The sequence below is a fragment of the Streptomyces sp. NPDC085481 genome, from assembly GCF_044541845.1.
GTDB lineage: Bacteria > Actinomycetota > Actinomycetes > Streptomycetales > Streptomycetaceae > Streptomyces.
Window position 1 is genome coordinate 140,261 of record NZ_JBITTJ010000005.1, and the last position, 25,098, is coordinate 165,358.

A 25,098-nucleotide genomic window follows, 5' to 3' on the forward strand; every position below is an offset into this window, starting at 1 on the left:
GGGGGAAACGTACGATCGAGCGGTGCCCACCCCAGCTACCACTCCCGATCTCACTCCGACCTCCGGTTCGGTGAACCCTTCCCGTCGCGGCCGTCGCTCCTCCACCATGGGCGGCATGCCGCTCAATGACATGCCGTGGTGGCGCTGGCGCATCAACGTGCGCTCGGCGCTGCACATGCTTTCGGACCCCGGGTTCCACGAGACGACCTGGCTGGCCGGCCAGGAGGGGTACGGCGACGTCACCGACGCCGTCTACCGCCTGGTCGAGGACACCTGGCTGGACAGCTGGTCCGCCGAGAAGTACGTGGGGACGATCTTCCGCGACTCCGGCGAGGCCGCGCTCGTCGACGTGGCCGTGCTGCGGGTGCTGCGCATCATGCACCAGGTGGGCGCGGACGCGCCGGTCTCCGCGTACCTGGAGCACCACGGCTGGCCGGAGGCGGTACGGGCGGCGCGCGAGGCACACGTTCGGATGGCGACGGCGGACGGCGAGGACCCGGACATGCCCCCGCGCTCGCTGGAAGTCCTCCGCATCATCACGCGTTCCGCCTGACGGACGAGGCGCCTGCGGGGCCGGCCGGTTGTGGCAGGCTAGGCGGATGACCGACCAGTACGTCCTCACCCTCTCCTGCCCCGACAAACAGGGCATCGTGCACGCCGTGTCGAGCTACCTCTTCATCACCGGCTGCAACATCGAGGACAGCCAGCAGTTCGGAGACCGCGACACCGGTCTCTTCTTCATGCGGGTCCACTTCTCGGCCGAGGCCCCGGTGACGGTGGAGAAGCTGCGGGCGAGCTTCGCGGCGGTGGGCGACGCGTTCGAGATGGACTGGCACATCAACCGGGCCGACGAGCAGATGCGCGTCGTGCTGATGGTGTCGAAGTTCGGCCACTGCCTGAACGACCTGCTGTTCCGCTCGCGGATCGGCGCGCTGCCGGTCGAGATCGTGGCGGTCGTCTCCAACCACACGGACTTCGCCGAGCTGGTCGCCTCGTACGGCATCCCCTTCCGCCACATCCCGGTCACCAAGGACACCAAGCCCGAGGCGGAGGCGCAGCTCCTGGACCTGGTCCGCGAGCAGGACGTGGAACTGGTCGTCCTGGCCCGCTACATGCAGGTCCTCTCCGACGACCTGTGCAAGCAGCTCTCGGGCCGCATCATCAACATCCACCACTCCTTCCTCCCGAGCTTCAAGGGCGCCAAGCCCTACCACCAGGCCCACACCCGAGGCGTCAAGCTCATCGGCGCCACGGCCCACTACGTGACGGCCGACCTCGACGAGGGCCCGATCATCGAGCAGGAAGTGGAGCGCGTCGGCCACGAGGTCACCCCGGACCAGCTGGTCGCCATCGGCCGCGACGTGGAGTGCCAGGCCCTGGCGAGGGCGGTCAAGTGGCACGCGGAACGCCGCATCCTCCTGAACGGCCGCCGCACGGTCGTCTTCGCGTAGGCCGTGCCCGGGGTTCCGGGGCGGGCCCCTAGAGCCGGCTCAGCGACGCCGCCGCGAACAGCACGTCCCTGATCGCCTCGCGGTCGCCGTCCTGACCCGCTGCCGCCTCCTCCGGCGGGACGTGACCGGCGACGAGCTGGCAGAACTCGACGCCGTCCATCGCCACCTGGGCCACCGTGTGGTCGCGGGAGCCGAGGGCGGCCGGGGAGTCCAGGGCGATGTACCAGTGGCCGCCGCCCGCGCCCTCGATCTCCAGATGGAGCGAGCGGCCGGGCGAGCCCGCCGTCACCAGGTGCCGGGGCGGCGCCGCGAGGCCCGAGCGGCGGCGGCCCGCCAGCGCCGCCGGCAGGAGCCGGGCCGCCAGGTCGATCATGCCGTGCATGTGCGCACCGCTGGGCGGCTCGTACGGATACGCCACCGCCTGCGCGATGTCGTCCGCGTGCACCCAGCACTCGAAGGCCCGCTCCAGAAGCGAGTCCCGCAGTGGCAGCGCGAAGTCCCCGTACGTCACCGTCAGGTCCCCGACCCCGCGCCCCGCGAACGACACCGTACGGATCAGGGTGTGGCTCTGCTCCCGCCACGGCTCCCGTACCGTCCGGTTCGGCGGCCGGTGCGAACCGTTCCAGTACGCCTCCGTCCGCTCCGCCGGCCCGCTCTCCACCGCGCCCGGACCCAGCGGGTCGTCAAGGCCGAGCGACGCCGCCACCAGGCCGTCCACCGCGAGGAGATGGCCGATCACCCCGGCCACCGTCGTCTTCCGGTTCCTTCCCCGCTCGCCCTCGAACCACTTCAGCCGCACCGGCGCGTGCCACTCCGACTCGCCGATGTCCCGCAGCAGCGCGTCGAGCCGCGCCGTCTCCGCGTCGTACGGCGTCGCCCACGCGGGTACGGGGATACGGGCCGGGCGCCGGCCCAGGCAGTTCTCCAGGACGCGGGAGCGCAGCAGCGGATCCAGGTCCAGGTCCCGTTCGGCGTGCAGCAGTCCGACCGCGTCCCGCAGCCGCAGCGCCTCGTCCGCACACGGCGCGCACTCGGTCAGGTGCTCCTCGACGGCCTGCGTCTCCTCCGGCGAGCAGGCCGACAGCGCCCACGCGCCGAGGAGCGACTTCAGGACCCGGTGGGGGAGGGGTTCCGGGGCCACCACCGGATCCGGGGCGGGCTCCGGGGCAGGTTCCGGGGCGGGTTCGGGCTCCGGAGCCGGTTCCGGAGCCGGTTCGGGCTCCGGAGTCGGGGTCATGCTCGGGGCCGGAGGCGTTGCCTCGTCATGGAAGGCCCGGAAGCGCTGGACGTCCTGGGCATCCTCGGCGTCCTGGAACGGAGACGGGCCGGTCAGGTCCGCGTGGTCGTCCGCCGGCCGCCGCGGGCCCGGTATCCACGGGGCGCGTGCGATCTCCTCGGGATCGTCGTTCGCCCCGCTCACAGCGACCGTCCGTACGATCCGGGCGGCGAGGAGCCCTCGAGCGCCCGGGTGTTGGCCGTGGACAGCAACTGGAGCCCGAGCCGCAGCCGGCGCCGCGCCTCGTCCTCGGTCACGCCGAGGTCCGCGGCGGTCTGGCGGTAGTCCCGGCGCTGGAAGTACGCGAGTTCGAGGGCCTGCCGCAGCGGCGCCGGCATCGAGGTCACGATGTAGTCCGCGCGGGCCGCGACCGACGCCCGGCGCACCTTCTGCTCCAGCTCCTCCGCCGAGCCCTCGCCGCGCTCCGCGTACGCCACCGCCTCGGACTGGCGCAGCCGGTGCACGGCCTGTCGCTGGGTGAGCCGGGCCACCCAGGCCCGCATGTTGCCCTGCTTGGGGTCGTACGCGTCGGGGTTCTCCCAGATGTAGCCGAAGACCTCGCGCGTGATCTGGTCCGCCGCGTCGTCGTCGTCCAGCACCCGGTGCGCGAGGCTGTGCACGAGGGAGGCGAACCGGTCGTAGAGCTCGCCGAGCGCGGCCGCCTCACCGCGCGCCAGCCGCTGCTGCATCCTGCGGTCCCAGCGCGGTGGTGTGTCCTTCGCCATCCGAAGCCCTCCCGACGGCCCTCCCGGCCCGAGTTCACGTTCCAAAGTAATGCGCCCGGGCTCGAAGTACCTCTCTTTGCCGCAAGTGCGCCCTTGGCGGAAGGGGCGATGGTAAGGAAAGCGACAACGATGATTCCGGGGGTTTCAAAGGGCTTCGGCGGGGCAGCGGGAGGAGACAGGAAGCACTGCCTCCGCTTGAAAGGCGTCGCTCGTGACGATCCAGGTCGACGAGAACGAGCAGAACCCATGGACCGTGCTGCACATCAGCGGGGAGCTGGATCTGGTCACTTCACCGCTGGTCCGCAGGCGCGTGCACGCCGCCGTCGCGGGCGGCCGCCACGACGTGGTCCTCGACCTGTCCGCGGTCCGCTTCTGCGACTCCAGCGGCGTGGGCGTGCTTGTCGCCGCCCGCCGCCTGATGCGCTCCTGCGGGGGCCGGCTCCGCCTCATCCTGCCCGCCCGGGGCGCCGAGGACGGCGCCCACGTCAACCGCGTCCTCGCCGCCCTCGGCGTCCGCCGCCTCTTCGACGTGTACGAGGACGTCCCGGCCGCCGTCGACGAACGCGCCCGGCCCCTCTCCGTCCCGGCCCCCGCGGGGCCCCGGTCTCCCACGAGGGCCTCGGCCTAGGAGAACCGCTCGCGCAGTTTGTACTTGAGCACCTTCCGCAAGGTCTCGTTCCTCGGCAGGGCCTCCACCAGCTCCAGTTGTTCCGGCAGCTTGAACGTCGAGAGGCCCGACTCCCGCAGGAAGGCCGTCACCGTCTCCAGGGTCAGCGGCTCCGCGCCCTCGGGCTGTTCGACCACCGCGCAGACGCGTTCGCCGCGCTCGGCGTCCGGGAGGCCGATGACGGCCGCGTCGCCGACGCCGGGGTGTTCGTGGAGCAGGTCCTCGATCTCCTTGGCCGAGATGTTCTCGCCCTTGCGGATGATGATGTCCTTGATCCGCCCGGTCAGGACGAGATGGCCGCTCTCCGTCAGGTGCCCCACGTCCCCGGTGATCAGGAAGCCGTCCTCGTCGAAGGCGGCCGCCGTCTGTGCCGGATCCAGGTAGCCGCGGCACACCGCCTCGCCGCGCAGCCGGATCTCGCCGTCCCCCATGACGCGGATCTCCATGCCCGCCGGCGGCCGGCCCTCCGTCGTGGCGAGGTTCTCGGGGGTGTCGCCGGGGTCGCCCATCGTGATCATGGGCACCTCCGTCATGCCGTAGCCGTGGGTCAGCCCGCAGCCCATCTCCCGTACGACCGCGTGGTAGATCTCCGGCGGCTTGGGCGCGCCGCCGCCCGCCAGGAGGCGGAGGGTGGGGATGAGCGGGGTGGCCGGATCCTTGCGCTGCTCGGCGAGGAACATCGAGTAGAAGGCGGTGGACCCGCCCGCCACCGTGACGCCGTGCTTGCGGTACTCCTCCAGCGCCTCGGGCAGCGAGAAGTGTTCGAACATGACCGCCGGGAATCCGTACAGCAGCAGCATCACGGTGTAGTCGGGACCCGCTATGTGCGCGTACGGGAAGGCCATCGAGCCGACGTCCTCGGCGGTCAGGTGGAGCGCGTGGGCGAGGCAGGAGCCGCCGGCGATCAGGGAACGGTCGGTGTGCAGCACGCCCTTGGGGTCGGAGGTGGTGCCCGAGGTCCAGTAGATCCAGCGGACGTCCGTGCCCGAGGAGGGCGGGGGAGGCAGGACCGCCGGGTCGCCGTCGGGGAGGGCCTCCTGCTCGTACGCCTCGAGGACTCCTCGCGCGCCCAGGCGCCGTGCCATCTCCGCGTGGTCGAAGCCGCGCCAGACGCCGGGGACGGCGAAGAACTCGGCTCCCGACTCGCGCAGCGCGAAGCCGACCTCCTTGTCCCGGTAGAAGGGGATGACCGGCGACTGTACGGCTCCGATGCGGGCCAGGGCGAAGGAGAGCACCGCGGTCTCGATCCGGGTGGGCAGCTGCCAGGCCACGACCGTGCCGGGGCGCACGCCCCTGCCGTACAGGCCGGCGGCGCAGCGTTCGGCGCGGTCGCGGAGCTCGCCGAAGGTGAGGGTGCGGTCGCCCTGGAGGAGGACGGGCCGGTCGGGGGTGAGGGCGGCGCGGCGTTCGACGAGCTCCCAGAGCGTGCGGGCCTCGCCCAGGGCGTGTGCGGTTTCGGTCACGACTTCGGTCACGACGACTCCCCTAGCTGACTAACCGTCAGATCGTGCCGAGAGCGTAGAGGGCCGGTCCTTGTCGGTCCAGGGGTGCGGGGCTAGCCTGATGCGCAGTCCGTATCTGACGGGTCATCAGAAAATGGAGGGGTCATGACGGAACTGCCCCGCATCATCAGCGTCGACGACCATGTGATCGAGCCCGCCCACCTCTTCGAGACCTGGCTGCCGAAGCGGTACCGGGACCGGGGGCCCAAGCCCCTCACGGCGGGCATCGGCGAGCTCGCGTACGTCGGCGGCAAGTACCAGATCACGATGGACCCCGACGGCCCGCCCACCGACTGGTGGATCTACGAGGACCTCAGGTTCCCGTACAAGCGCAACATCGCCGCCGTCGGCTTCGACCGCGACGACATGACCCTGGAGGGCATCACCCGGGAGGAGATGCGCCGCGGCTGCTGGGACCCGGCCGAGCGGCTGAAGGACATGGACCTCAACCACGTCGAGGCCTCCCTCTGCTTCCCCACCTTCCCCCGCTTCTGTGGCCAGACCTTCGCCGAGGCCCACGACAAGGAGGTCGCCCTCGCCTGCGTCCGCGCCTACAACGACTGGATGGTCGAGGAGTGGTGCGGCGACAGCGGCGGCCGGCTCATCCCGCTCTGCATCATCCCGCTCTGGGACATCGACCTCGCGGTCGCGGAGATCCGGCGCAACGCGGCGCGTGGCGTCAAGGCCGTCACCTTCTCCGAGATCCCCACCCACCTCGGCCTGCCGTCGATCCACTCCGGCTACTGGGACCCGTTCTTCGCCGTCTGCCAGGAGACCGGCACCGTCGTCAACATGCACATCGGATCCAGTTCGCAGATGCCGGCCGCCTCCCCTGATGCGCCGCCTGCCGTCCAGGCATCCCTCTCCTTCAACAACGCGATGGCGTCGATGATGGACTTCCTCTTCTCCGGAGTCCTGGTGAAGTTCCCGCGCCTCAAGCTCGCCTACAGCGAGGGCCAGATGGGCTGGATCCCGTACGCCCTTGAGCGCGCCGACGACGTGTGGGAGGAGCACCGCGCCTGGGGCGGGGTCCGCGACCTGATCCCCGAGCCGCCCTCCACGTACTACTACCGGCAGATCTTCTGCTGTTTCTTCCGCGACAAGCACGGCATCGCCTCGCTGGACGTCGTCGGCCGCGACAACGCCACCTTCGAGACCGACTACCCGCACGTCGACTCCACCTTCCCGCACACCAAGGAAGTCGCCCTCGACCACGTCAAGGGCCTCGACGACGAGACGGTCTACAAGCTCATGCGCGGCAACGCCATCCGCATGCTCGACCTCGGCATCGTCTGATGGAGCTCACCTACAGCGACGAGGAGGAGGAGTTCCGGGCCGGGCTGCGCGAGTGGCTCGGCGCCGTGCTCCCGGGGCTGCCGCCGAGACCCGACCCGCTCGACTGGCCGGCCCGGCGCGCGTACGACTGCGGCTGGCAGCGGCGGCTGTACGACGCCGGGTACGGGCACGTCCACTGGGACGCCTCCCCGACCCAGCGGCTGATCTTCCTGGAGGAGACCGAACGCGCCGGCGCGCCCTACGTCGGCGCCAACTTCGTCGGCCTGCTGCACGCCGGCCCCACCATCGCCGCCGAGGGCACGGTCCGGCAACGGGAGCGGTGGCTGGAACCCGTCCTGCGCGGCGACGAGGTCTGGTGCCAGGGCTTCAGCGAGCCCGAGGCCGGCTCGGACCTGGCTTCCCTGCGGACCCGGGCGGTACGGGACGGCGACGCGTACGTCGTCACCGGACAGAAGATCTGGACCTCGCACGCCGAGGTCGCCGACTGGTGCGAACTCCTCGTACGGACCGACCCCGAGGCCCCCAAGCACCGGGGCATCACCTGGCTCGCCATGCCCATGGACGCGCCCGGGATCACCGTGCGGCCGCTGCGGACCCTGGCCGGCTCCGCCGAGTTCGCCGAGATGTTCCTCGACGAGGTGCGGATACCCGTGGCCAACCGGGTCGGCGAGGAGAACGACGGCTGGCGCGTCACCATGGTGACCCTGTCCTTCGAGCGGGGCACCGCCTTCGTCGGCGAGGTCGTCGCCTGCCGCCGCGTCCTGGGCGAACTCGCCCGTACCGCACGGAAGAACGGCAGCTGGGACGACCCCGCCCTGCGCCGCCGGCTCGGCCGCCTCGGCGCGGAGTTCCAGGCGCTGTGGCGGCTCACCCAGTGGAACGTCAGCGAGGCCCAGGCGACGGGGGGCGTGCCCGGCGTCGGCGGCTCCGTCTTCAAGCTGCGCTACTCGCACGCCCGCCAGGAGCTGTACGACGCGGCCGCCGCCGTCCTCGGACCCGACGCGCTCGACCTGGGGCGCGAATGGAACCTGGACCGGCTCTCCTCGCTCTCGTACACCATCGCCGCGGGCACCTCGCAGATCCAGCAGAACATCGTCGCCGAGCGCATCCTCGGCCTGCCGAAGGGCCGGTGAACCCGCGCATGGACTTCCGACTCACCGACGACCAGCGGGCGCTGAAGCGGGGCGTACGGGAGCTCCTGGAGCGCCGCTTCGACCGCGACGCGCTGCGGGCCGCCGTCGACTCCGGCCGGCTGGACCGCGCGTTGTGGCGCGAGCTCGGGGCGGCCGGGTTCTTCGCGCTGCGGCTTCCGGAGGAGGCGGGGGGCGTGGGGCTCGGCCTGCCCGAGGCGGTGCTGCTGTTCGAGGAGGCGGGGCGGGCGCTGTTGGCGGGGCCGCTCGTGGCCACGCACCTGGCGGCGGGCGAGGTGGCGGGGGCGGCGGAGGGCGCGACGGTCGTGACCGCGGTCGACACGAGCGGGCTCGTGGAGTGGCTGGACGAGGCGGACGTGATCATCGGACCGGTCGAGGGCGCCGTTCCCGTGCGGTCCGTCGATCCGCTCACGCCACTGCACCGGTTGCCCGGTCGGGCGGGCACGACGGTGACGGCGGCGGCGCACGCGGCGGCGGCCCCCGCCGAGGTCTCCCTCCTCACCGCCGCCGAGCAGCTCGGCAGCGCGGCCCGCACCACCGAGCTCGCCGTCGCCCACGCCCGGACCCGGGAGCAGTTCGGGCAGCCCATCGGGGGGTTCCAGGCGGTCAAGCACCTGTGTGCGCGGATGCTCGTGCGCACCGAGGTCGCACGGGCCGCGGTCTACGCGGCCGCCGTCACCGCCGACCCCGTCGAGATCGCCGGGGCCCGGCTGCTCGCCGACGAGGCCGCGACGGAGTGCGCGCGGGACTGCCTACAGGTGCACGGCGGCATGGGCTTCACGTGGGAGGCGGACGTGCACCTGCACCTGAAGAGGGCCTGGGTGCGGGCTGAGCGGGGGCTGTCGGGGGCGGCCGCGGAGGAGCTGGTGGCGGCCGGTCTGTAGGGAGCGCGAGGCGCCTATACCGTAGTCGAGGGGTCACACAGCGTCGATACCTTGTTGTGTCCTTCGGAGGGGTCGTCACGGGCCGGAGTCAGCCTCGTGCTCCGGTACGCTCCGTGGGATGCGAGTGCTTGTGAGCCCGGATCACACCGGTGCTGCCGATGCGGCGGCTCCGGGGCCGGGAATGCCCGCCGCTCGCGCCCCCTGGAGGCGCCGTGCGCGCCCCTGTTCGACTCCCCGCAGCGTGCGTCGCACAGTATGGACCATGCGTACTCCTTCGCGCTGGAATATGCCCGAAGCGCTTGTTGCGGTGACTGTACGTCAACCATGCTGTCTCACAAGGGAATCACGTTCCGTGAGGACGTCGAGGACGTTGACGGCTGTGAGGCGCGAGGCGATTCGTCCGCCGGTTCGGATGGTGTGAACGGTGCAGGTGCTTCAGGTTCAGTTGGAGGTCGGGCCGGACCCGGCCGAGGTGGGGCGGGCCCGGCGATGGGCGCGGTCGCGGCTGGCCGGGTCGGGGATAGGGGACGACGAGCCGCTGGCGGAGACGCTGGTGCTGCTCATCTCCGAGCTCGTGACCAATGCCGTGGTGCACACGGGCTGTCCGGCCGTCCTGCGGATGCTGTTCGGCTGCGGCGGGGTGCGGGTGGAGGTCGCCGACGCGAGCGACTGCCCGCCGCAGCCCCGGCACGCGGAGGGCGAGGACACCAACGGGCGCGGACTGGAGCTGGTGGACGGCCTGGCCGACCGGTGGGGCTGGCAGCGCGAGGGTGCGGGCAAGAGCATCTGGTGCGAGGTCGACCGGGCGCCGGCGATGCAGGCCGTTCCGGTCGCCAAGGCCGCGACGGCCGGGAAGGCCGCTCCGGCGGGGAAGGCCGCTCCGGCCGAGCAGGGGCGCGGGGGCCCGGTGTCCCCGTTCCGGGTGCGCTGTTGACGGTTCGTGCCGAATTGATCACTCTTGGGTGAGCGATTCGACGTGCGAGGGGAGTCGAGGGGCGTGGCCCCTCGGCGAGCGCGGGTCGTGACGGGTGGCGGCTGTCGTGCCGTGCTCGGGGCGCGCGCGAGCGTGCCGCCACCCGCGTTTCTCCCGGTCAGAGCACGGCCACCGGTGCCACCGGCGTGCCCGTCCCGCCCACGAACGGCTCCGGCATCGCCGCGAGCAGGAACGCGTACCGCCGTTCTTGTGCACAGGCTGTGGACAGCGCTTCCAGATTCCAGTTCTGTCCCTGGAGCATCCCCATCTCGACCAGGTCGAGGGCGTGCACGGGCAGCCAGAGGTTCTCGATCTCCGGCGGGAAGATCTCGAAGGTGAGCGTGTCGTTGGCGACCGCCGCCACGTCCCGCGCGTGGAACCACTCGGGCGTACGGACGGACAGGCCCGGTGACGGGAAGGCGTAGCCGTGCTTGTCACCGGCCAGATAGGCCTGGATCTGCCCGGTGCGTACGAGGACGATGTCGCCGGCGCCGACGGTGACCCCGCCGAACTCCACGGCCTCGTCGAGGTCTTCCGGCGTGACGGCGTGGTCGCCGGGCAGCCGGTCCACGCCCTTGGCGGCGGCCACGTCGAGCAGCACGCCGCGGCTCACGATGTGCCGGGCGGTGTGGATGCCGCTGAACTCGGAGCGGCCGTGCGGGGTGATGGTGCCGGCCGGGCGGCCGTTGTAGATGCGGCCCGAGTGCGAGACGTGCGTGAGGGCGTCCCAGTGGGTGCCGGCCTGGAGGCCGAAGGTCACGGCGTCGTCGCTGGTGGCGACCGTGCCGGGGCCGAAGAGCTCCTGGTTGATCTGGACCATGACGTGGAGCGGGTTGACCCGGCCGGGGATCATGCCGGTCTGCACGCCGTCCTGCTTCAGGTCGACGGCGAGCGGGACGCGCAGGCCGGTGCGGACGGTCGCGGCGGCCGCCCGTACCACCTCGTCGGTGATCAGGTTGAGCGTGCCGATCTCGTCGTCCTGGCCCCAACGCCCCCAGTTGTTGACGCGCTTGGCGAGTTCGTGGAATTCCGGCGGAAGGGCCGAGGGGAGTGACATCGGGGCCTCCAGGGTCTTGTTCTCCGCTATCTGACGGGCCGTAGAATCCTGCCGACGAACGAATCTAACGGACCGTCAGAAACCGCGGGAAGGGGCCGGGCGTGGGGAACTTCTTGGCAGGAAAGGTCGTCGCCGTGACGGGCGCGGGCCGGGGGATCGGCCGTGCGGTCGCCCTGGCCTGCGCCGCGGAGGGCGCGAAGGTCGTCGTCAACGACTACGGGGTGTCCATCGAGGGCGGCGAACCGGCCAGCGAGGTCGCCGAGGCCGTCGTCAAGGAGATCGAGGCGGCCGGCGGCGCCGCGGCCGCCGTCGCCGACGACATCTCGACGATGGCGGGCGGCCAGCGGGTCGTCGACACCGCACTCGCCCGGTTCGGGCGCATCGACGGCGTCGTGTGCGTGGCGGGCATCCTGCGCGAGCGGATGCTGTTCAACATGTCCGAGGAGGAGTGGGACCCCGTGGTCGCCACCCACCTCAAGGGCACCTTCACCGTCTTCCGCGCCGCGTCCGCGGTGATGCGCCGCCAGGGCGGCGGCACCCTCATCGGCTTCACCAGCGGCAACCACCAGGGCTCCGTCGCCCAGGCCAACTACGCGGCCGCCAAGGGCGGCATCATCTCCCTCGTGCGGAGCGCGGCCCTCGGCCTGCACAAGTACGGCGTCACCGCGAACGCGGTCGCCCCGGTCGCCCGTACCCGGATGTCGGCCAACGTACCCATGGAGCTCAAGGAGATCGGCGAGCCGGAGGACGTGGCCGCGCTCGTGGTCTACCTGCTCTCCGACCGGGCCAGGGCCGAACGGATCACCGGCCAGGTCTACACGATCGCGGGCCCCAAGATCGCCGTCTGGGCGCAGCCCCGCGAACTGCGCGCCGGATACGCGGAGGGCGGCGCCTGGACCCCGGACCGCATCGCCGACTTCCTGCCCGGCACGGTCGGCATCGACCCGATGCCGATGCTCCTGCAGCTGGAGGAGATGGCCCGGGCCGCGGCCGCCGGAGACCGCCCCAACTCCCGTAAGGAGAACGGATCATGAGTGGACCCCTGCGGGGTGTCGTCTTCGACGGCAAGCAGGTCCAGGTGGTCGACGACCTGGAGGTCCGCGACCCCGGCCCCGGCGAGGTCCTCGTCGCGATCGCCGCCGCCGGTCTCTGCCACAGCGACCTCTCGGTCGTCGACGGCACCATCCCCTTCCCGAACCCCGTCGTCCTCGGCCACGAGGGCGCCGGAGTCGTCGAAGCCGTCGGCGCCGGCGTCACCCACGTCGTCCCCGGCGACCACGTCGCCCTGTCCACCCTCGCCAACTGCGGTGCCTGCGCCGACTGCGACCGCGGCCGGCCCACCATGTGCCGCAAGGCGATCGGCATGCCCGGGCAGCCGTTCTCGCGCGGCGGCACACCGCTCTTCCAGTTCGCCTCCAACTCCTCCTTCGCCGAGCGGACCGTCGTCAAGGCCGTCCAGGCCGTGAGGATCCCCGCCGACATCCCGCTGACCTCCGCCGCCCTCATGGGCTGCGGCGTCCTCACCGGCGTGGGCGCCGTACTCAACCGGGCCAGGGTCGACCGCGGTGAGACCGTCGTCGTCATCGGCACCGGCGGCATCGGCCTCAACGTCCTCCAGGGCGCCCGGATCGCCGGCGCCACGACGATCGTCGCCGTCGACACCAACCCGGCCAAGGAGGCCACCGCCCTCCGCTTCGGCGCCACCCACTTCCTGACCTCGGCCGACGGCGTACGGGAGATCCTGCCCACCGGCGCCGACCACGTCTTCGAATGCGTGGGCCACACCGGCCTCGTCCGCACCGCGATCGACCTGCTCGACCGGCACGGGCAGGCCGTCCTGCTCGGCATGACCGCCCCGACCGCCGAGGCGAGCTTCCTGCCGGCCGCGATGTTCCTCGACAAGTCCATCCTGGGCTGCCGCTACGGCTCCTCCCGCCCCCAGAAGGACATCGCCCTCTACGCCGAGCTCTACCGCTCCGGCCGCCTCCTCCTCGACGAACTCGTCACCGCCACCTACCCGGTGGAGGACTTCGCGAAGGCGGTGCAGGACGCGGAGGAGGGAAAGGTGGCGCGGGGCGTGCTGACCTTCTGAGCCGCGGGGAAAACACCTGGGCTTCAGGGCCGTAGCCCGTTACGGTCCTGAAGGTGTCCTACCGCGAGCTCGCCACCCGTCCCGTCCTCGCCTGGTCGGCCGTCGCCGTCGCCGCCCGGCTGCCCGTCGCCATGGCCCCGCTCGCGCTGGTCTTCCTGGTGCGGGAGCAGCCCGGCGGCTACCCGCTCGGGGCGGTGCTCGCCGCCGCGTACGTGATCGGGGAGATCGTCGCCGCACCCGTGCTCGGGGTCCGGATGAACGCCGAACGGGCCCGCCCGCACATGGCCGCCGGCCTCGCGGTCGGCGCGGCCGGCTTCGCCGGGCTCGGGGCGGCCGGGGGAGACGCCCACCCCGTCCTGCTCGGGGCGTTCGCCTTCCTCGCCGGCGCGGGCCCCGCCGCCGCGCCCGGCGGTTTGCGGGCCCTGCTGACCGGCATGGTGCCGGAGCGGGCCGTCACCCAGGCGATGAGCATGGAGTCGGTGCTGACCTTCGGGATCTGGGCCGCCGCGCCCGCCCTCGCGACCGGACTCGCGCTCGGCGTCGACCCCGCCGTGCCGCTCCTGCTCCAGGCCGCGCTCATGGCCCTGTCGGTGGCCGGTCTCCGGCTCCTGCCGCGCGGCTGGGCCGCCGGGGACAAGGAGCACGGCGCGCCCATGCGGCGGGTGCTGCTGCGGGCCTGGCCGGTGTACGTCACGGGCGCGGCGGGTCTCACCCTGCTCGCCCTCGCCGAGCTGATCCTCCCGGCCCTGCTCGACCAGCGGGCCATCTCCATCGGCTGGGCCGGTCCGCTGCTCGCCGGGTTCTCCCTCGGCTCGGCCGTCGGCGCGTTCGGCTACGGCCTGCGCGGCACCTGGCCCGGCCGGCTGCCCGTCCAGTCCGCCGTCCTCATCGTGGCCGTCTCGGCGGGCGTCGCCGTCGTCGCCGTCCTGCCCTGGACCGCGGCCATCGCCGTCGCCCTGGTCGCGGCCGGCCTCCTCCAGGCCCCCGCCATGCTCACCCGCAACCTCGCCCTGCGCCAGATCCTGCCGCCCGGCGCCCTCGCCGCCGGTTACTCCGTGATGTACGCGGCCGTCGGCGCGGGTTACGCCGCCAGCGGCACCCTCGCGGGCGGGCTGCTCAAGGTCGTCGCCCCGTCGACGGCGATCCTGTGCGGGGTCGGCCTGACGCTGACGCTCACCGCGGTGGGCGTCTGGGGCGAGCGCCGGATCCCGCCGCGCGAGGGCGAGGGTCAGCCGAGCGAGGCGGCCGCGCGGAAGGTGCGGCGGTAGGCCGTCGGGGTCACCCCGATCGCGGTCTGGAGGTGGACCCGCAGCGACTGGGCGGTGCCGAAGCCGGAGTCGTGGGCGATCTGGTCGACCGGGAGGTCCGTGGACTCCAGGAGATGGCGGGCGCGCTCCACGCGCTGCCGGGTCAGCCACTGGCCGGGGCTGACGCCGACCTCCTCGCGGAAGCGGCGCGTGAAGGTCCGTACGCTCATCGACTCGCGCACCGCCAGGTCGCGCAGCTGGATCGGCTCGTGGAGATGGGCGAGCGCCCAGGCCCTGGCCGCGGTCGTGGTCGTGGCGCCGGGGTCGGGCAGCGGGCGGGCGATGTACTGGGCCTGCCCGCCGTCCCGGTGCGGGGGTACGACGGTGCGCCGGGCCACCTCGTTGGCGACGGCGGTGCCGTGGTCGCGGCGCACGATGTGCAGGCACAGGTCGATCCCGGCGGCCACCCCGGCCGAGGTCAGCACGTCCCCGTCGTCCACGAAGAGGACGTCCGCGTCGACCCGCACCTTCGGGAAGAGCCGCTGGAAGTGCTCGGCGGAGGCCCAGTGCGTGGTGGCCGGCCGCCCGTCGAGGTAGCCGGCGGCGGCGAGCACGTAACCGCCGGTGCAGATGGAGACGAGCCGGGTGCCGGGCCGGATGTGCGCGAGGGCCGCGGCCAGTTCGGCGGTGAGCCGGCCCTCCTCGTGGACCGGGCCGAGCTCGTACGAGGCGGGGACGACGACCGTGTCGGCGCTCGCCAGGATCTCCGGGCCGTGTTCGACGTGCACGGAGAAGTCGGCGTCCGTCGGGACCGGCCCGGCGGCGGTCGCGCACGTGACGATCTCGTACAGCGGCCGCCCCCCGGGGGCCTTGGCGCGGCCGAAGATCCGGTGGGGGATGCCCAGTTCGAAGGGGAGCAGGCCGGGCAGGGCGAGCACGGCGACGCGGTGGGGCCGCACGGGGTACTCCCTCCATAGAGCGGTGGTCCATCGATCGGTGGTCGATAAAGCAGTGGTGGTCCAGACCAATGCCTGGTACCTGTGTCTCTTCGTGACGGACAACACGTACAAGTCTGAGGCCGCCGAGCGGATTCCCGCACCGGTCGAGCCGCCCGCCCTGTGGAACCGTAACTTCCGGCTCTTCTTCGTCGCCCGCGCGGTCGCCGTCTTCGGCGAGGGCATGGTCCCGGTCGCCTTCGCCGCCGGACTCATCGGCGCCGGGCACTCCGGCTCCTCCGTCGGCTACGCGCTCGGCCTCTGGACGGCCGCCTTCGCGGTCTTCGTCCTCTTCGGCGGCGTCCTCGCGGACCGCTTCACCGCCCGGCGCATGATGATCCTCGCCGATCTCCTCCGGCTCCCCGGGACCGTGCTGCTCGCCGTCACCTTCGCGCTCGGCAGCCCGCCCCTGTGGGCCGTCTACGCGCTCTCCGCCGTCAGCGGCATCGGCGCCGCCCTCTTCCAGCCCGGCGTCGCCTCCACCATCCCCCGCATCGCCCCCGACGTGCAGCGCGCCAACGCCGTCCTGCGGGTGGTCGAGGCCCTGATGACCATGGCCGGCCCGGCCGCCGCGGGCCTGCTCGTCGCCCTCTGGAACGCGGGCGCCGCCTTCGCCGTCAACAGCTTGGCCTTCGCGGTCAGTGCCGTCTGCTTCACCCTGATGCGGATCGCCCCCGTCCCCTCCGACGGCATCGAGCGCGGCTCGCTCGGCACCGAACTCGCGCTCGGCTGGCGGGAGTTCCGGGCCAGGAGCTGGCTCTGGGGCGTCATCGCCATCTGGACGGTGTACGGGCTGACCGTCGCGGGACCGATGGTGCCGCTCACCGCGAGCCTGGTGACCGGGGAACACGGCTCCGCCACGTACGGCGTGCTCATGGCGGTCAACGGCGCGGGCAGCGCCGCCGGCGGCCTCATCGCCCTGCGACTGCGCCCCGTACGCCCCCTCGCGGCCGGCGCGATCGCCCTGCTGGGCCTGCCGGTGAACCTGCTCCTGCTCGGCACGGGCGCGGCGGTGCCGCTCCTGTGCGCGGGCCAGTTCGTGGGCGGCGCGTCCTTCGCCTTCTGGTTGGTGATGTGGTCCACCTCGGTGCAGACCCACGTGCCGCAGGAGGCGCTGAACCGGATGCACGCGTACGACGTGGCCGGATCCCTGCTGATGATGGGCGTCGGACGGGCCCTGTCGGGCCCGGTGGCGGGCCTGTTGGGGACGCGGGAGGTGCTGCTCGCGGGGGCGGGGATCGCCGTGTCGGTGGTGGGGGCGCTGCTGGTCGTGCGGCCGGTCAGGACGCTGTCGCGGGTGTAGGGCGGGATGCGGCCCGACGGTCGGCGCGATCTGCCGACCCGGTCCGCCGGCCGGATCCGTTGACCCGGTCCTTGGCCCGATCCGTTGGAAAGCTGTCATCCGGGCCAATGGTGGGCCGGGGGGTCGTGGCCGGATTCTGTATGACGTGACCCAGACAACCGAGGCCCCCGCAAGCCCGCCCGCCGGCTCCGCCGCCCGTCCCCCCGTCCGTACCCCGCGGATCCACCGCGCGTGGTTCGTCGCCGCCGTCACCTTCGTCACGATCATCGGAGCGGCCGCCTTCGCCTCGCTGCCCGGCCTGCTGATCGAGCCGCTGCACGCCGAGCTCCACTGGTCGCGTGGCACGATCGGCTTCGCGGTGTCGGTGAACCTCGCGCTGTACGGCCTGACGGCTCCGTTCGCCGCGGCGCTGATGGACCGCTTCGGCATCCGCCGGGTGGTGGCGGTGGCGCTGAGCGTGATCTCGCTCGGCTCCCTCCTCACCGTGTGGATGACGGCGGCCTGGCAGCTCGTCCTCTACTGGGGCGTGCTCGTCGGTCTCGGCAGCGGCTCGATGGCGCTCGCCTTCGCCGCGACGGTCACCAACCGCTGGTTCGTGGCCCGGCGCGGCCTGGTCACCGGCATCCTCACCGCGGCCGGCGCCTCCGGCCAGCTGGTCTTCCTGCCGCTGCTGTCCTGGCTGGTCGAGCACCACGGCTGGCGCCCGGCCGCCGTGACGGTCGCCCTCTCCGCGCTCGCCGTCGTGCCCTTCGTATGGCTGCTGCTGCGCGACCACCCGGCGGACGTGCGCCTCGCGCCGTACGGCGGGGCCTACGTGACGAAGCCCGCGCCGGTCGACGGCGCCGCCCGCCGCGCGGTCACGGTCCTCTTCAAGGCCGCGCGCACGGGCCCCTTCTGGCTCCTCGCGGGCACCTTCGCGATCTGCGGCGCCTCGACGAACGGTGTGGTGAGGACCCACTTCGTGCCCGCCGCCCACGACCACGGCATGCCGGTCACCGCGGCCGCCGGGCTCCTCGCCGTCATCGGCGTCTTCGACGTCGTCGGCACCATCGCCTCCGGCTGGTTCACCGACCGTTTCGAGGCCCGCCGCCTCCTCGGCGTCTACTACGCCCTGCGCGGTGTCGCGCTGCTCTTCCTGCCGATGCTGCTCGCCCCGGCCGTCCACCCGCCGATGCTCTTCTTCATCGTCTTCTACGGCCTCGACTGGGTCGCCACCGTCCCGCCCACCATCGCCCTGTGCCGCGAGCACTACGGCGAGGACAGCGCCATCGTCTTCGGCTGGGTCCTCGCCTCCCACCAGGTCGGTGCCGCCGTCGTCGCCTTCGCGGGCGGCGTGGCCCGCGACGTCTTCGGCTCGTACGACGTCGTCTGGTACGCCTCGGGGGCCCTGTGCGCGGCGGCCGCGCTGATGGCGCTCGTGATCAGGAGGCCCCAGGTGAAGGCGGGGGACCCGGCGGGAGCATGATGATCACCGGGCCTTCGTGTGCGGCATGGCCGTCGCGGGCTGAGGCACCGCCCGCCGGACCCCTAGCGCGCGAGGCGCCCGAACCGCCCCCGGTGGAAGAGCAGCGGGTCCCCGGTGCCTTCGGTGTCGGCGTCCAGGGACTCCACCCTGCCCACCACGATGAGATGGTCGCCGCCCGTGTGGACCGTGGTGATCGTGCAGTCGAGCCAGGCGGGGGCGCCCGGGAGGCGGGGGGCGCCGGTGTGCGGGGCGGGGGTCCAGTCGACGCCCGCGAACTTGTCGGCGCCGCTCACCGCGAACGCCCGGCACAGCTCGCCCTGGTCCGCGCCCAGGATGTTGACGCAGAAGGTGCCCGCGCGGGCGATCCGCGGCCAGGTCGTCGACGTACGGGCGACCATGAAGGCGACCAGGGGCGGGTCGAGCGACAGGGACGCGAACGACTGGCAGGCGAAGCCCGCCGGACCGTCCGCGTCCAGGGCCGTGACGATGGTGACCCCGCTCGCGAAGTGCCCGAGCACGCGCCGGAACTCGGCGGGGTCGACCGGCGGCCGTTCACCGTCCCTCACCGCCCGCAGGGCCGGGCGGGGCAGGGGTTCCACGGCCGTGGGCGCACCGGCCGACCTGAGGTATCGGACGGCGGTGGCCGCCATCCCAGCGTGTCCCATCACACCGTCCATTGAAGCTGACGGTTCATCAGATGAGAAGCCCCGTGCGGGAGCGGTCCGCGGCCCCCGCGACGTCGGCTACGCCCGCCGGGCCCGCCGGGCTCCCCGGGCCCCCCGGGAGGACCGCTTCGCGGGCCCGTCCGGCCACAGCCGTGGCCGCCGCCGGGCCGCGACGTCCTCGATCCAGCCGAACACGAGCACCGCCAGGGCGATCAGCGGCAAGGTCACGACGAAGCTCCACAAGAGATACGTCGCGTCGAGCGCCGCGTTCCCCCGGTCGCTGTCCATGAACGGCAGCCGGTACCCCAGCTCGACGATCAACTCCGCCACCCCGACGAGCAGGTTGTGCCACAGGTAGATCGTGACCGCACGGTTGTTGGACAGGGTGATGAACCGGTCCCACTTCCTCAGCCGGCCCGGGAGCTGCCGCCAGGTCGGGGAGTACTGGAGCAGGATCACCACGAACCCGAGCGACCACGTGGCCTGCGCCAGCGGGATCTCGTTCAGGTCCCAGCCCTCCGGACCCAGGTGACCCGACGCCCACCACAGACCGAAGGCCATCAGCAGGAAGGCCCAGGAGACGGCGGCGTACCGCGGTATCCGCTTCAGCAGTCCGTCGTGGTGCGCGAAGCCGAGCACCCAGCAGGAGCCGTAGACCGCGAAGTCGGTCACGGCCTCACCGGTCTCGCCGGGAATCGTGACCAGGCCGGTCCCGACGACCGCGGTCAGCGCCAACGGAGCCGCCAGCATCGCCCACGGGACGCGGCGGAAGGCCCACAGCAGCAGGGGCGACGCCACCACGAACCACAGATAGGAGCGCAGGTACCACAGCGGCCCCGCGACCTGCTCCGCCCAGTCGTCGCCGAACGGGTACGGGGGAGCGCCGACCGGCACCAGGTACGTGAACAGCCTGACCAGGCCCCAGGTGCCGCCGTCGTCCGGGTCCTCCACCGGATTCCAGCCCTCGACGAAGAGCAGCGCCAGCGTCAGCGCGCTGAACGCCCACAGCGGGGGGAGCAGACGACGTACCCGGCTCATGACCACCCGGCGTGCCGGGCGGTCGAGCGAGCGCGCCATCAGCATGCCCGCCAGGGCGAACATCACGCCCATGGAGGGGAAGACGACCGACAGCCAGCCCCAGCCGAGGAGGTGGTACATCACCACACGGACCAGGGCGATCGAACGCAGCATGTCCAGGTAGCGGTCACGGCCCGGCCTCGGGGCGGGCTCGGCGGTGCCGGGCCCGGCAGCAGGGCCGGCCTCCCGGACATGCGCCGGTGCGCCCTGCGCCGCCGGCGGTGTCGTCCGCTCGTGTGTCGTCATCCGACGGCCCCCCGATCGCCCGCCGTCCCCCGTGCCGCCTGCTGCACGGGCACCGCGCCCGGCGCCGCCTCCACGACCCCGGTGCGCCGCAGCTTCTGCCAGCGCAGCCGGCCGCCGGTGAGCGCGGTGATCCAGGACTGGAGCAGGACCACGTACATCAGCTGCCGGTAGAGGATCTGCTGGAGCGGCAGGGAGATGAGGTGCGTCATCCTCTCCCGGTCAAGGCGGAACGCGTAGGCGGCACACAGCGCCTGGACCGCCAGGACGCCCAGCCAGGCGCTGACCGTCTTCGCGGTGGGGCCGAAGACCAGCCCGTACACGAGGAACGCGTCGATCAACGGCGCGAGGAGCGGGGCCACCACCATGAACAGGGAGACCAGCGGCAGCCCCACGCGGCCGAAGCGACCCGAAGGCCCCCGTTCCACCAGGGCGCGGCGGTGCTTCCAGATCGCCTGCATCGTGCCGTACGACCAGCGGTAGCGCTGCGACCACAGCTGCTGGACGGTCTCCGGCGCCTCGGTCCAGGCGCGCGCGTTCTCCGCGTACACGACCCGCCAGCCGTCGCGGTGCAGAGCCATGGTGATGTCGGTGTCCTCGGCCAGCGTGTCGTCGCTCATGCCCCCGACCCGCTCGAGCGCCGAGCGCCGGAAGGCCCCGACCGCGCCCGGGATCGTCGGCATGCAGCGCAGGACGTCGTACATCCGGCGGTCCAGGTTGAAGCCCATCACGTACTCGATGTGCTGCCAGGCACCGATCATCGAGTCCTTGTTGCCGACCTTGGCGTTGCCGGCGACCGCGCCCACCCGGGGGTCCGCGAAGGGCTGCACGAGCTCGCGCACGGTGGACGGTTCGAAGACCGTGTCGCCGTCCATCATCACGATCAGGTCGTGCCGCGCGTTCACGAGGCCCCTGTTGAGCGCGGCCGGCTTGCCGGCGTTGAGCTGGCGTACCACGCGCACGTTCGGCAGCCGCATCTCCTCGACGATGCGGGCGGTTCCGTCGCTGGAGCCGTCGTCGACGACGAGCACCTCGACGGGGTGCTCGCTCGTCATGAGGGAGCGCAGGGTGTTCTCGATGCACTTGGCCTCGTTGTACGCGGGCACCAGCACCGAGACGGGTTCGGTGACCGGGGCCGGGCCCCAGCGGAAGTTCCTGCGGCGCACCCGGCGCGCGTGGGCGCCGGACAGCACGAGCATCAGGCCGAAGCGGGTGAAGACCAGCACGCCGATGAGCGCCAGCGCGACCACCAGGGCATCGGTGAGCTCGTCCGACGCCCGGACCACGGAGACCCAGGCCTTGCCCTTCCACAGTTCAAGGCCGGTGACCGGGGTGTTCGCGCTGGGTGCGTCGAGCGCCTCGGTGAGGTTCTGGAAGCGGTAGCCCTCGGCCTGCATCCGGGGCAGGAACTCGTCCAGTGCCCGGACGGTCTGGTGCCGGTCGCCACCGGAGTCGTGCATGAGGACGATCGCGCCCTTGCCGTCCTCGGGGGTGGCGTTGCGGATGATCCGGTCGACACCCGGCTTGCGCCAGTCCTCGCTGTCGGTGTCGTTGACGACGGTGAGGTAGCCGCGGCTGCCGACGTACTCGGCCACCGGCCAGGACGCGTTGTCCATGGCGTCGGCGAAGGAGGAGTACGGCGGCCGGAACAGCGAGGACCGGATCCCGGCCGCCCCGACGAGCGCCAGCTGGTTCTGGGACAGCTCCCAGTCGATGCGGCTCTCGGACTGGAAGGAGAGGTCGGGGTGGTTGAAGGTGTGCAGGCCGACCTCGTGCCCCTCGGCCACCATGCGGCGGACGAGCTCGGGGTGGCGTGACGTCATGGTGCCGGTGACGAAGAAGACCGCGTGCGCCCGGTGCTTCCTCAGCACGTCGAGCACCTTGGGGGTCCACGTGGGGTCAGGGCCGTCGTCGAAGGTGAGGACGAGGCTGTGGTCGGGCACGCCGAGGCTGGACACGCCCCCGTCGCGGGTGTCCAGGATCGGTCCGCCCTCGAGGACCTCCTGCGGCACCTGGTCGGTCGCGGCCGCACCGCGGACGCGGTGGTCGGCGAGGATCTCGCTGTGTACGTAGCCGCGCAGCATCAGCATCGTGATCACGGCGACCAGGACCAGCGAGGGGAGGACGAAGCGGAGGGGCAGCGGGCGGCGCCGGCCGCCCCGGACGCCGCGGGGAGCGGGGCGGCGTCTGTGGGAGCGGGGTGGGGTCACAGGACGTTCTCGGGGGAGGAGGGGGCGTGGCCGTACCCGGCGCTCGCCGGGTCTGCGAGGCCGAGGGTCATGGGGGCGCCGTCGGCCGGTGACGTGGTGGTCTTGGGCGTGGGGTCGTCCGTGGGGGCGGAGGACGTCGGCGGCGGGGTCCCCGGGCGCGAGGGTCCGGGGCCCGGGCCCCGGGTGGTCTTGTCCGGCTTGGGCGCCGTGGCACTCGGAGCGGGTGCGCGGGTGCCCGGACCGCGGGTGCTCGCCGAGGCACTGGGGACCTTGGTGGGCGCGGCGGAGCGCTCGCCGGTGGGGGTCGCGCTCGACGTGGGGGTGCCGCTCGCGGAGGGAGACGCCTCCGTCGGCTCGGTGGGCGACGGGGAGGCCTGGTCCTGACCGGCCGGCACGTCCTGCTCCTGCTTCGGAACCGGGACCCAGGGTGCGGTGGAGTTGCCGGACAACAGCGTGGCCACGATGACCACGGCGTAGACCGTGCAGGCGACCCCGATGAGGGTGCCGATGCGCCGGAAGCGACGGCCGCGACGGCCGGACTCGTCCACGAAGACGGGGCCGTTGGGCTCACGCTGGGGCTCGGGGGCGGCCTCGGCGGGCCGGAGCGACCACGTGTCGCCCAGGCTCCTGAGGTCCACGGCGTCGAGCTGGATCGTGACCTCGTGGGGGTCGTGTGCGTGGCCGGGCGCGTCGGCGTCCTCGAAGAGGTGTGCGGGCGGGGAGACCGTCATGCCCGTGTCACTCGGGGCGGGTGACCCGTCACCCCAGCTGCCGGCGTTCCGCCGATCGGGTTGGCCGTGATCAAGCCAGTTTTCCACTGCGACGCACTTCCCCAAAGACGCATTTCGGGCGCGCGTGCACTCCCGGGCTGACGCACCTGTTCACAGGATCGAACCCACGTTGGCCCGAACGCCCCCGCTCTCACACTGTGCCCGGGGGCCATGAGGGTAGCGCATGGATTTGGCGCAAAGATGCTCTCGCGGGCTGTGGAAATTCTGTGAAGTTTCTGATCTGGCCTAAATCCCCCCAACCCGGAATGCCCTACTCCTGCGTAACCCTGACGAGTCATCCGTCCGTACGTCCGTGCGAGGCCCCGGTCTACTCTGTGCGCCATGAAACGCGCCGGATGCCTCGCTCTCGCGGCTCTCCCCTTCGCCGTGACGGCCGTGGCCTACCTCTTCGCGCCCGGCCTTCCGGGCGGCGACGGGCCGGCCCGGCCGAGCGCGTCCGCCGCCGCCCAGGCGCGCCAGGAGGCGAAGGCGGAGGCCGAACGCCCCGAGGACGACGAGGCGATCGCCGGCCTGCCCGCCGGGCTGGCCGCCCCGGCGAAGAAGGAGCTGGCGGGGAGGATCGTGGCGAGCGCCGTGCACTCCACCCTCGACTGGCGCGGTACCTACGGGTCCATCAAGGACACCGGTGACGGACAGGGGTACACGGCGGGAATCGTCGGCTTCTGCACCGGAACCCACGACCTGCTGACCCTCGTCGAGCGCTACACCGAGGCCCGCCCCGGCAACGGCCTGGCCCGCTACCTCCCGGCGCTGCGCGCGGTGGACGGCACGGACTCGCACGAGGGCCTCGACCCCGGCTTCACCGCGGCCTGGCAGGCGGAGGCCGAGGTCGAGGCGTTCCGCGAGGCCCAGGAGGCGGAGCGCGACCGCGTCTACTTCGATCCCGCGGTCCGCCTGGCCAAGCTCGACGGCCTCGGCACGCTGGGACAGTTCGCCTACTACGACGCGATGGTCTTCCACGGTCCCGACGCGACCGCGAACGGCTTCTACGAAGTCCGCGAACGCGCCGTGGCGGAGGCCGACACCCCGTCGGAGGGCGGATCCGAGACGGCGTACCTCGACGCCTTCCTGGACGCGCACCGCAAGGCCATCGAGGCCAAGCGGCCCGGCGACACCAGCCGCGTCGACACGGTCCTGCGGCAGTTCCTCGCCGCCGGCAACCTGGACCTCGACACCCCGCTGCGGTGGCGGGTCTACGGGGAGTCGTACCGCCTCTAGGACGTGCCGGCGGAGCGTTCCTACCGCCCCTCGTACGCCGCCGTCCGCCGCTCCACGAACGCCGCCACGCCCTCCCGCGCGTCCCGCGTCGTCATGCAGACCTCCTGCGCCGCCGCCTCCGCCGCGAACGCGGTCGCCCGGTCCGTGTCCAGGGAGGCGTTGACCAGCTGCTTGGTGAGGGCGAGGGCCCGCGTGGGGCCCTGGGCCAGTCGCCCGGCCCACTCGCGGGCCGTCTTCTCCAGGTCCTCCGCCGGGACCACCCGGTTGACCAGACCCATCGCCCGCGCCTCCGCCGCCGGCAGCGCGTCGCCGAAGAACATCAGCTCCTTCGCCCGCTGCGGCCCGACGAGCCGGGGCAGCAGATAGGCACCGCCTCCGTCCGGCACGATCCCGCGCCGTACGAACACCTCCACGAACCGCGCCGACTCCGCCGCGAGCACCAGGTCGCACGCGAACGCCAGATGCGCCCCTATCCCGGCCGCCGTCCCGTTGACCGCCGCGATCACCGGCTTCTCGCAGTCCAGTACGGCCCCGATGAACCGCTGCGCACCCCTCCGGATCATCCGGGCCACGTCCCCCGGGACCCTCTCGCCGTCCGCCGACGGCCCGCCCCGCAGGTCGGCGCCCGCGCAGAAGCCGCGCCCGGTCGCGGTCACCACCACCGCCCGTACGCCCGGGTCGGCCGAGGCGTCGGCGAGCAGCGCGATGACCCGCTCCCGCTGGTCCCAGGTGACCGCGTTCATCGCCTCGGGCCGGTTGAGCGTGATCCACGAGACGCCGTTCTCGACGGCGTGCAGCACATCGGGCACA

Annotated in this window: 23 protein-coding genes; 13 read left to right on the top strand and 10 right to left on the bottom strand. The window is 72.6% G+C overall.

The features are described 5' to 3' along the window. Positions 1 to 106: 106 nt before the first annotated feature. Positions 107 to 553 (top strand): hypothetical protein, encoded by a 447-nt coding sequence (locus ACIGEZ_RS13550; protein WP_399830589.1) that lies wholly within the window; start codon positions 107 to 109, stop codon positions 551 to 553. A 46-nt stretch (positions 554 to 599) separates the two neighbouring features. After that, complete coding sequence (gene purU, locus ACIGEZ_RS13555; protein WP_399830009.1) at positions 600 to 1,451, top strand: formyltetrahydrofolate deformylase; 852 nt, start codon at positions 600 to 602, stop codon at positions 1,449 to 1,451. 28 nt (positions 1,452 to 1,479) lie between these two features. Here the strand turns inward: purU and ACIGEZ_RS13560 are convergent, their stop codons facing one another. Together ACIGEZ_RS13560 and ACIGEZ_RS13565 are read right to left on the bottom strand one after the other, a co-directional pair. Beyond that, positions 1,480 to 2,871 (bottom strand): zf-HC2 domain-containing protein, encoded by a 1,392-nt coding sequence (locus tag ACIGEZ_RS13560; RefSeq protein WP_399830012.1) that lies wholly within the window; start codon positions 2,869 to 2,871, stop codon positions 1,480 to 1,482. Then, the gene (locus tag ACIGEZ_RS13565) at positions 2,868 to 3,452 is read right to left on the bottom strand and encodes a sigma-70 family RNA polymerase sigma factor (RefSeq protein ID WP_399830015.1); all 585 of its coding nucleotides are present in this window, start codon (positions 3,450 to 3,452) and stop codon (positions 2,868 to 2,870) included. The genes ACIGEZ_RS13560 and ACIGEZ_RS13565 overlap by 4 nt, the downstream gene beginning before the upstream one ends. A 211-nt stretch (positions 3,453 to 3,663) precedes the next feature. Between ACIGEZ_RS13565 and ACIGEZ_RS13570 the strand changes: the two genes are divergently transcribed. Next, the gene (locus ACIGEZ_RS13570; protein WP_399830017.1) at positions 3,664 to 4,080 is read left to right on the top strand and encodes an STAS domain-containing protein; all 417 of its coding nucleotides are present in this window, start codon (positions 3,664 to 3,666) and stop codon (positions 4,078 to 4,080) included. Here ACIGEZ_RS13570 and ACIGEZ_RS13575 read toward each other — a convergent pair. Further along, positions 4,077 to 5,582, bottom strand: coding sequence for a class I adenylate-forming enzyme family protein (locus ACIGEZ_RS13575; protein ID WP_399830592.1), 1,506 nt, complete (start codon positions 5,580 to 5,582; stop codon positions 4,077 to 4,079). The two genes, ACIGEZ_RS13570 and ACIGEZ_RS13575, sit on opposite strands and share 4 nt — an antisense overlap. A gap of 144 nt (positions 5,583 to 5,726) precedes the next feature. Between ACIGEZ_RS13575 and ACIGEZ_RS13580 the strand changes: the two genes are divergently transcribed. The 4 genes from ACIGEZ_RS13580 to ACIGEZ_RS13595 all read left to right on the top strand — a co-directional run bounded on the left by ACIGEZ_RS13580 (position 5,727) and on the right by ACIGEZ_RS13595 (position 9,886). Further along, a complete protein-coding gene (locus tag ACIGEZ_RS13580) occupies positions 5,727 to 6,917 on the top strand; it encodes an amidohydrolase family protein (RefSeq protein ID WP_399830019.1) in 1,191 nt (396 codons plus the stop codon). After that, positions 6,917 to 8,050, top strand: a complete 1,134-nt coding sequence (locus ACIGEZ_RS13585) for an acyl-CoA dehydrogenase family protein (protein WP_399830021.1) — start codon at positions 6,917 to 6,919, stop codon at positions 8,048 to 8,050. Before ACIGEZ_RS13580 ends, ACIGEZ_RS13585 begins: the two co-directional genes overlap by 1 nt. A gap of 8 nt (positions 8,051 to 8,058) precedes the next feature. Then, on the top strand, positions 8,059 to 8,952 hold the full coding sequence (locus ACIGEZ_RS13590; protein ID WP_399830023.1) for an acyl-CoA dehydrogenase family protein: 894 nt from the start codon (positions 8,059 to 8,061) through the stop codon (positions 8,950 to 8,952). A 424-nt stretch (positions 8,953 to 9,376) separates the two neighbouring features. Beyond that, complete coding sequence (locus ACIGEZ_RS13595; protein WP_399830025.1) at positions 9,377 to 9,886, top strand: ATP-binding protein; 510 nt, start codon at positions 9,377 to 9,379, stop codon at positions 9,884 to 9,886. 157 nt (positions 9,887 to 10,043) lie between these two features. Here the strand turns inward: ACIGEZ_RS13595 and ACIGEZ_RS13600 are convergent, their stop codons facing one another. Further along, positions 10,044 to 10,982 carry a cyclase family protein gene (locus ACIGEZ_RS13600; RefSeq protein WP_399830027.1) on the bottom strand — a complete coding sequence of 313 codons (939 nt, stop codon included), beginning with the start codon at positions 10,980 to 10,982 and terminating at the stop codon, positions 10,044 to 10,046. A 101-nt stretch (positions 10,983 to 11,083) separates the two neighbouring features. On the opposite strand from ACIGEZ_RS13600, the gene ACIGEZ_RS13605 reads away from it, so the two are divergent. Genes ACIGEZ_RS13605 through ACIGEZ_RS13615 form a run of 3 tightly spaced genes read left to right on the top strand, consistent with a single transcriptional unit; the run spans position 11,084 to position 14,342 of the window. After that, positions 11,084 to 12,016 (top strand): SDR family oxidoreductase, encoded by a 933-nt coding sequence (locus ACIGEZ_RS13605; protein WP_399830029.1) that lies wholly within the window; start codon positions 11,084 to 11,086, stop codon positions 12,014 to 12,016. A gap of 8 nt (positions 12,017 to 12,024) precedes the next feature. After that, positions 12,025 to 13,074, top strand: a complete 1,050-nt coding sequence (locus tag ACIGEZ_RS13610; protein WP_399830595.1) for a Zn-dependent alcohol dehydrogenase — start codon at positions 12,025 to 12,027, stop codon at positions 13,072 to 13,074. A gap of 53 nt (positions 13,075 to 13,127) precedes the next feature. Next, positions 13,128 to 14,342 (top strand): MFS transporter, encoded by a 1,215-nt coding sequence (locus ACIGEZ_RS13615; RefSeq protein WP_399830031.1) that lies wholly within the window; start codon positions 13,128 to 13,130, stop codon positions 14,340 to 14,342. On the opposite strand, the gene ACIGEZ_RS13620 is transcribed toward ACIGEZ_RS13615, so the two are convergent. Then, positions 14,303 to 15,280 carry a GlxA family transcriptional regulator gene (locus ACIGEZ_RS13620; RefSeq protein ID WP_399830034.1) on the bottom strand — a complete coding sequence of 326 codons (978 nt, stop codon included), beginning with the start codon at positions 15,278 to 15,280 and terminating at the stop codon, positions 14,303 to 14,305. The genes ACIGEZ_RS13615 and ACIGEZ_RS13620 overlap by 40 nt on opposite strands. Before the next feature lie 55 nt (positions 15,281 to 15,335). Here ACIGEZ_RS13620 and ACIGEZ_RS13625 point away from each other — a divergent pair, with 55 nt between their 5' ends. Both ACIGEZ_RS13625 and ACIGEZ_RS13630 read left to right on the top strand, forming a co-directional pair. Beyond that, a complete protein-coding gene (locus ACIGEZ_RS13625; RefSeq protein WP_399830037.1) occupies positions 15,336 to 16,619 on the top strand; it encodes an MFS transporter in 1,284 nt (427 codons plus the stop codon). Positions 16,620 to 16,764: 145 nt separating this feature from the next. Further along, the gene (locus ACIGEZ_RS13630; RefSeq protein ID WP_399830040.1) at positions 16,765 to 18,084 is read left to right on the top strand and encodes an MFS transporter; all 1,320 of its coding nucleotides are present in this window, start codon (positions 16,765 to 16,767) and stop codon (positions 18,082 to 18,084) included. Positions 18,085 to 18,146: 62 nt separating this feature from the next. On the opposite strand, the gene ACIGEZ_RS13635 is transcribed toward ACIGEZ_RS13630, so the two are convergent. The 4 genes from ACIGEZ_RS13635 to ACIGEZ_RS13650 form a co-directional block, all read right to left on the bottom strand. Further along, the gene (locus ACIGEZ_RS13635; RefSeq protein WP_399830043.1) at positions 18,147 to 18,749 is read right to left on the bottom strand and encodes a flavin reductase family protein; all 603 of its coding nucleotides are present in this window, start codon (positions 18,747 to 18,749) and stop codon (positions 18,147 to 18,149) included. Between the two features lie 78 nt (positions 18,750 to 18,827). After that, on the bottom strand, positions 18,828 to 20,072 hold the full coding sequence (locus ACIGEZ_RS13640; RefSeq protein WP_399830045.1) for an acyltransferase: 1,245 nt from the start codon (positions 20,070 to 20,072) through the stop codon (positions 18,828 to 18,830). Further along, positions 20,069 to 22,159 (bottom strand): bifunctional polysaccharide deacetylase/glycosyltransferase family 2 protein, encoded by a 2,091-nt coding sequence (locus ACIGEZ_RS13645; protein ID WP_399830598.1) that lies wholly within the window; start codon positions 22,157 to 22,159, stop codon positions 20,069 to 20,071. The genes ACIGEZ_RS13640 and ACIGEZ_RS13645 overlap by 4 nt, the downstream gene beginning before the upstream one ends. A 116-nt stretch (positions 22,160 to 22,275) precedes the next feature. Continuing rightward, positions 22,276 to 23,010 (bottom strand): hypothetical protein, encoded by a 735-nt coding sequence (locus ACIGEZ_RS13650; RefSeq protein ID WP_399830048.1) that lies wholly within the window; start codon positions 23,008 to 23,010, stop codon positions 22,276 to 22,278. Between the two features lie 381 nt (positions 23,011 to 23,391). Between ACIGEZ_RS13650 and ACIGEZ_RS13655 the strand changes: the two genes are divergently transcribed. Then, on the top strand, positions 23,392 to 24,288 hold the full coding sequence (locus tag ACIGEZ_RS13655; protein WP_399830050.1) for a chitosanase: 897 nt from the start codon (positions 23,392 to 23,394) through the stop codon (positions 24,286 to 24,288). A 20-nt stretch (positions 24,289 to 24,308) separates the two neighbouring features. Here ACIGEZ_RS13655 and ACIGEZ_RS13660 read toward each other — a convergent pair whose 3' ends face one another. Beyond that, positions 24,309 to 25,097: an enoyl-CoA hydratase/isomerase family protein gene (locus tag ACIGEZ_RS13660; protein ID WP_399830052.1), complete on the bottom strand. Its 789-nt coding sequence runs from the start codon at positions 25,095 to 25,097 to the stop codon at positions 24,309 to 24,311. Position 25,098: the final 1 nt, after the last annotated feature.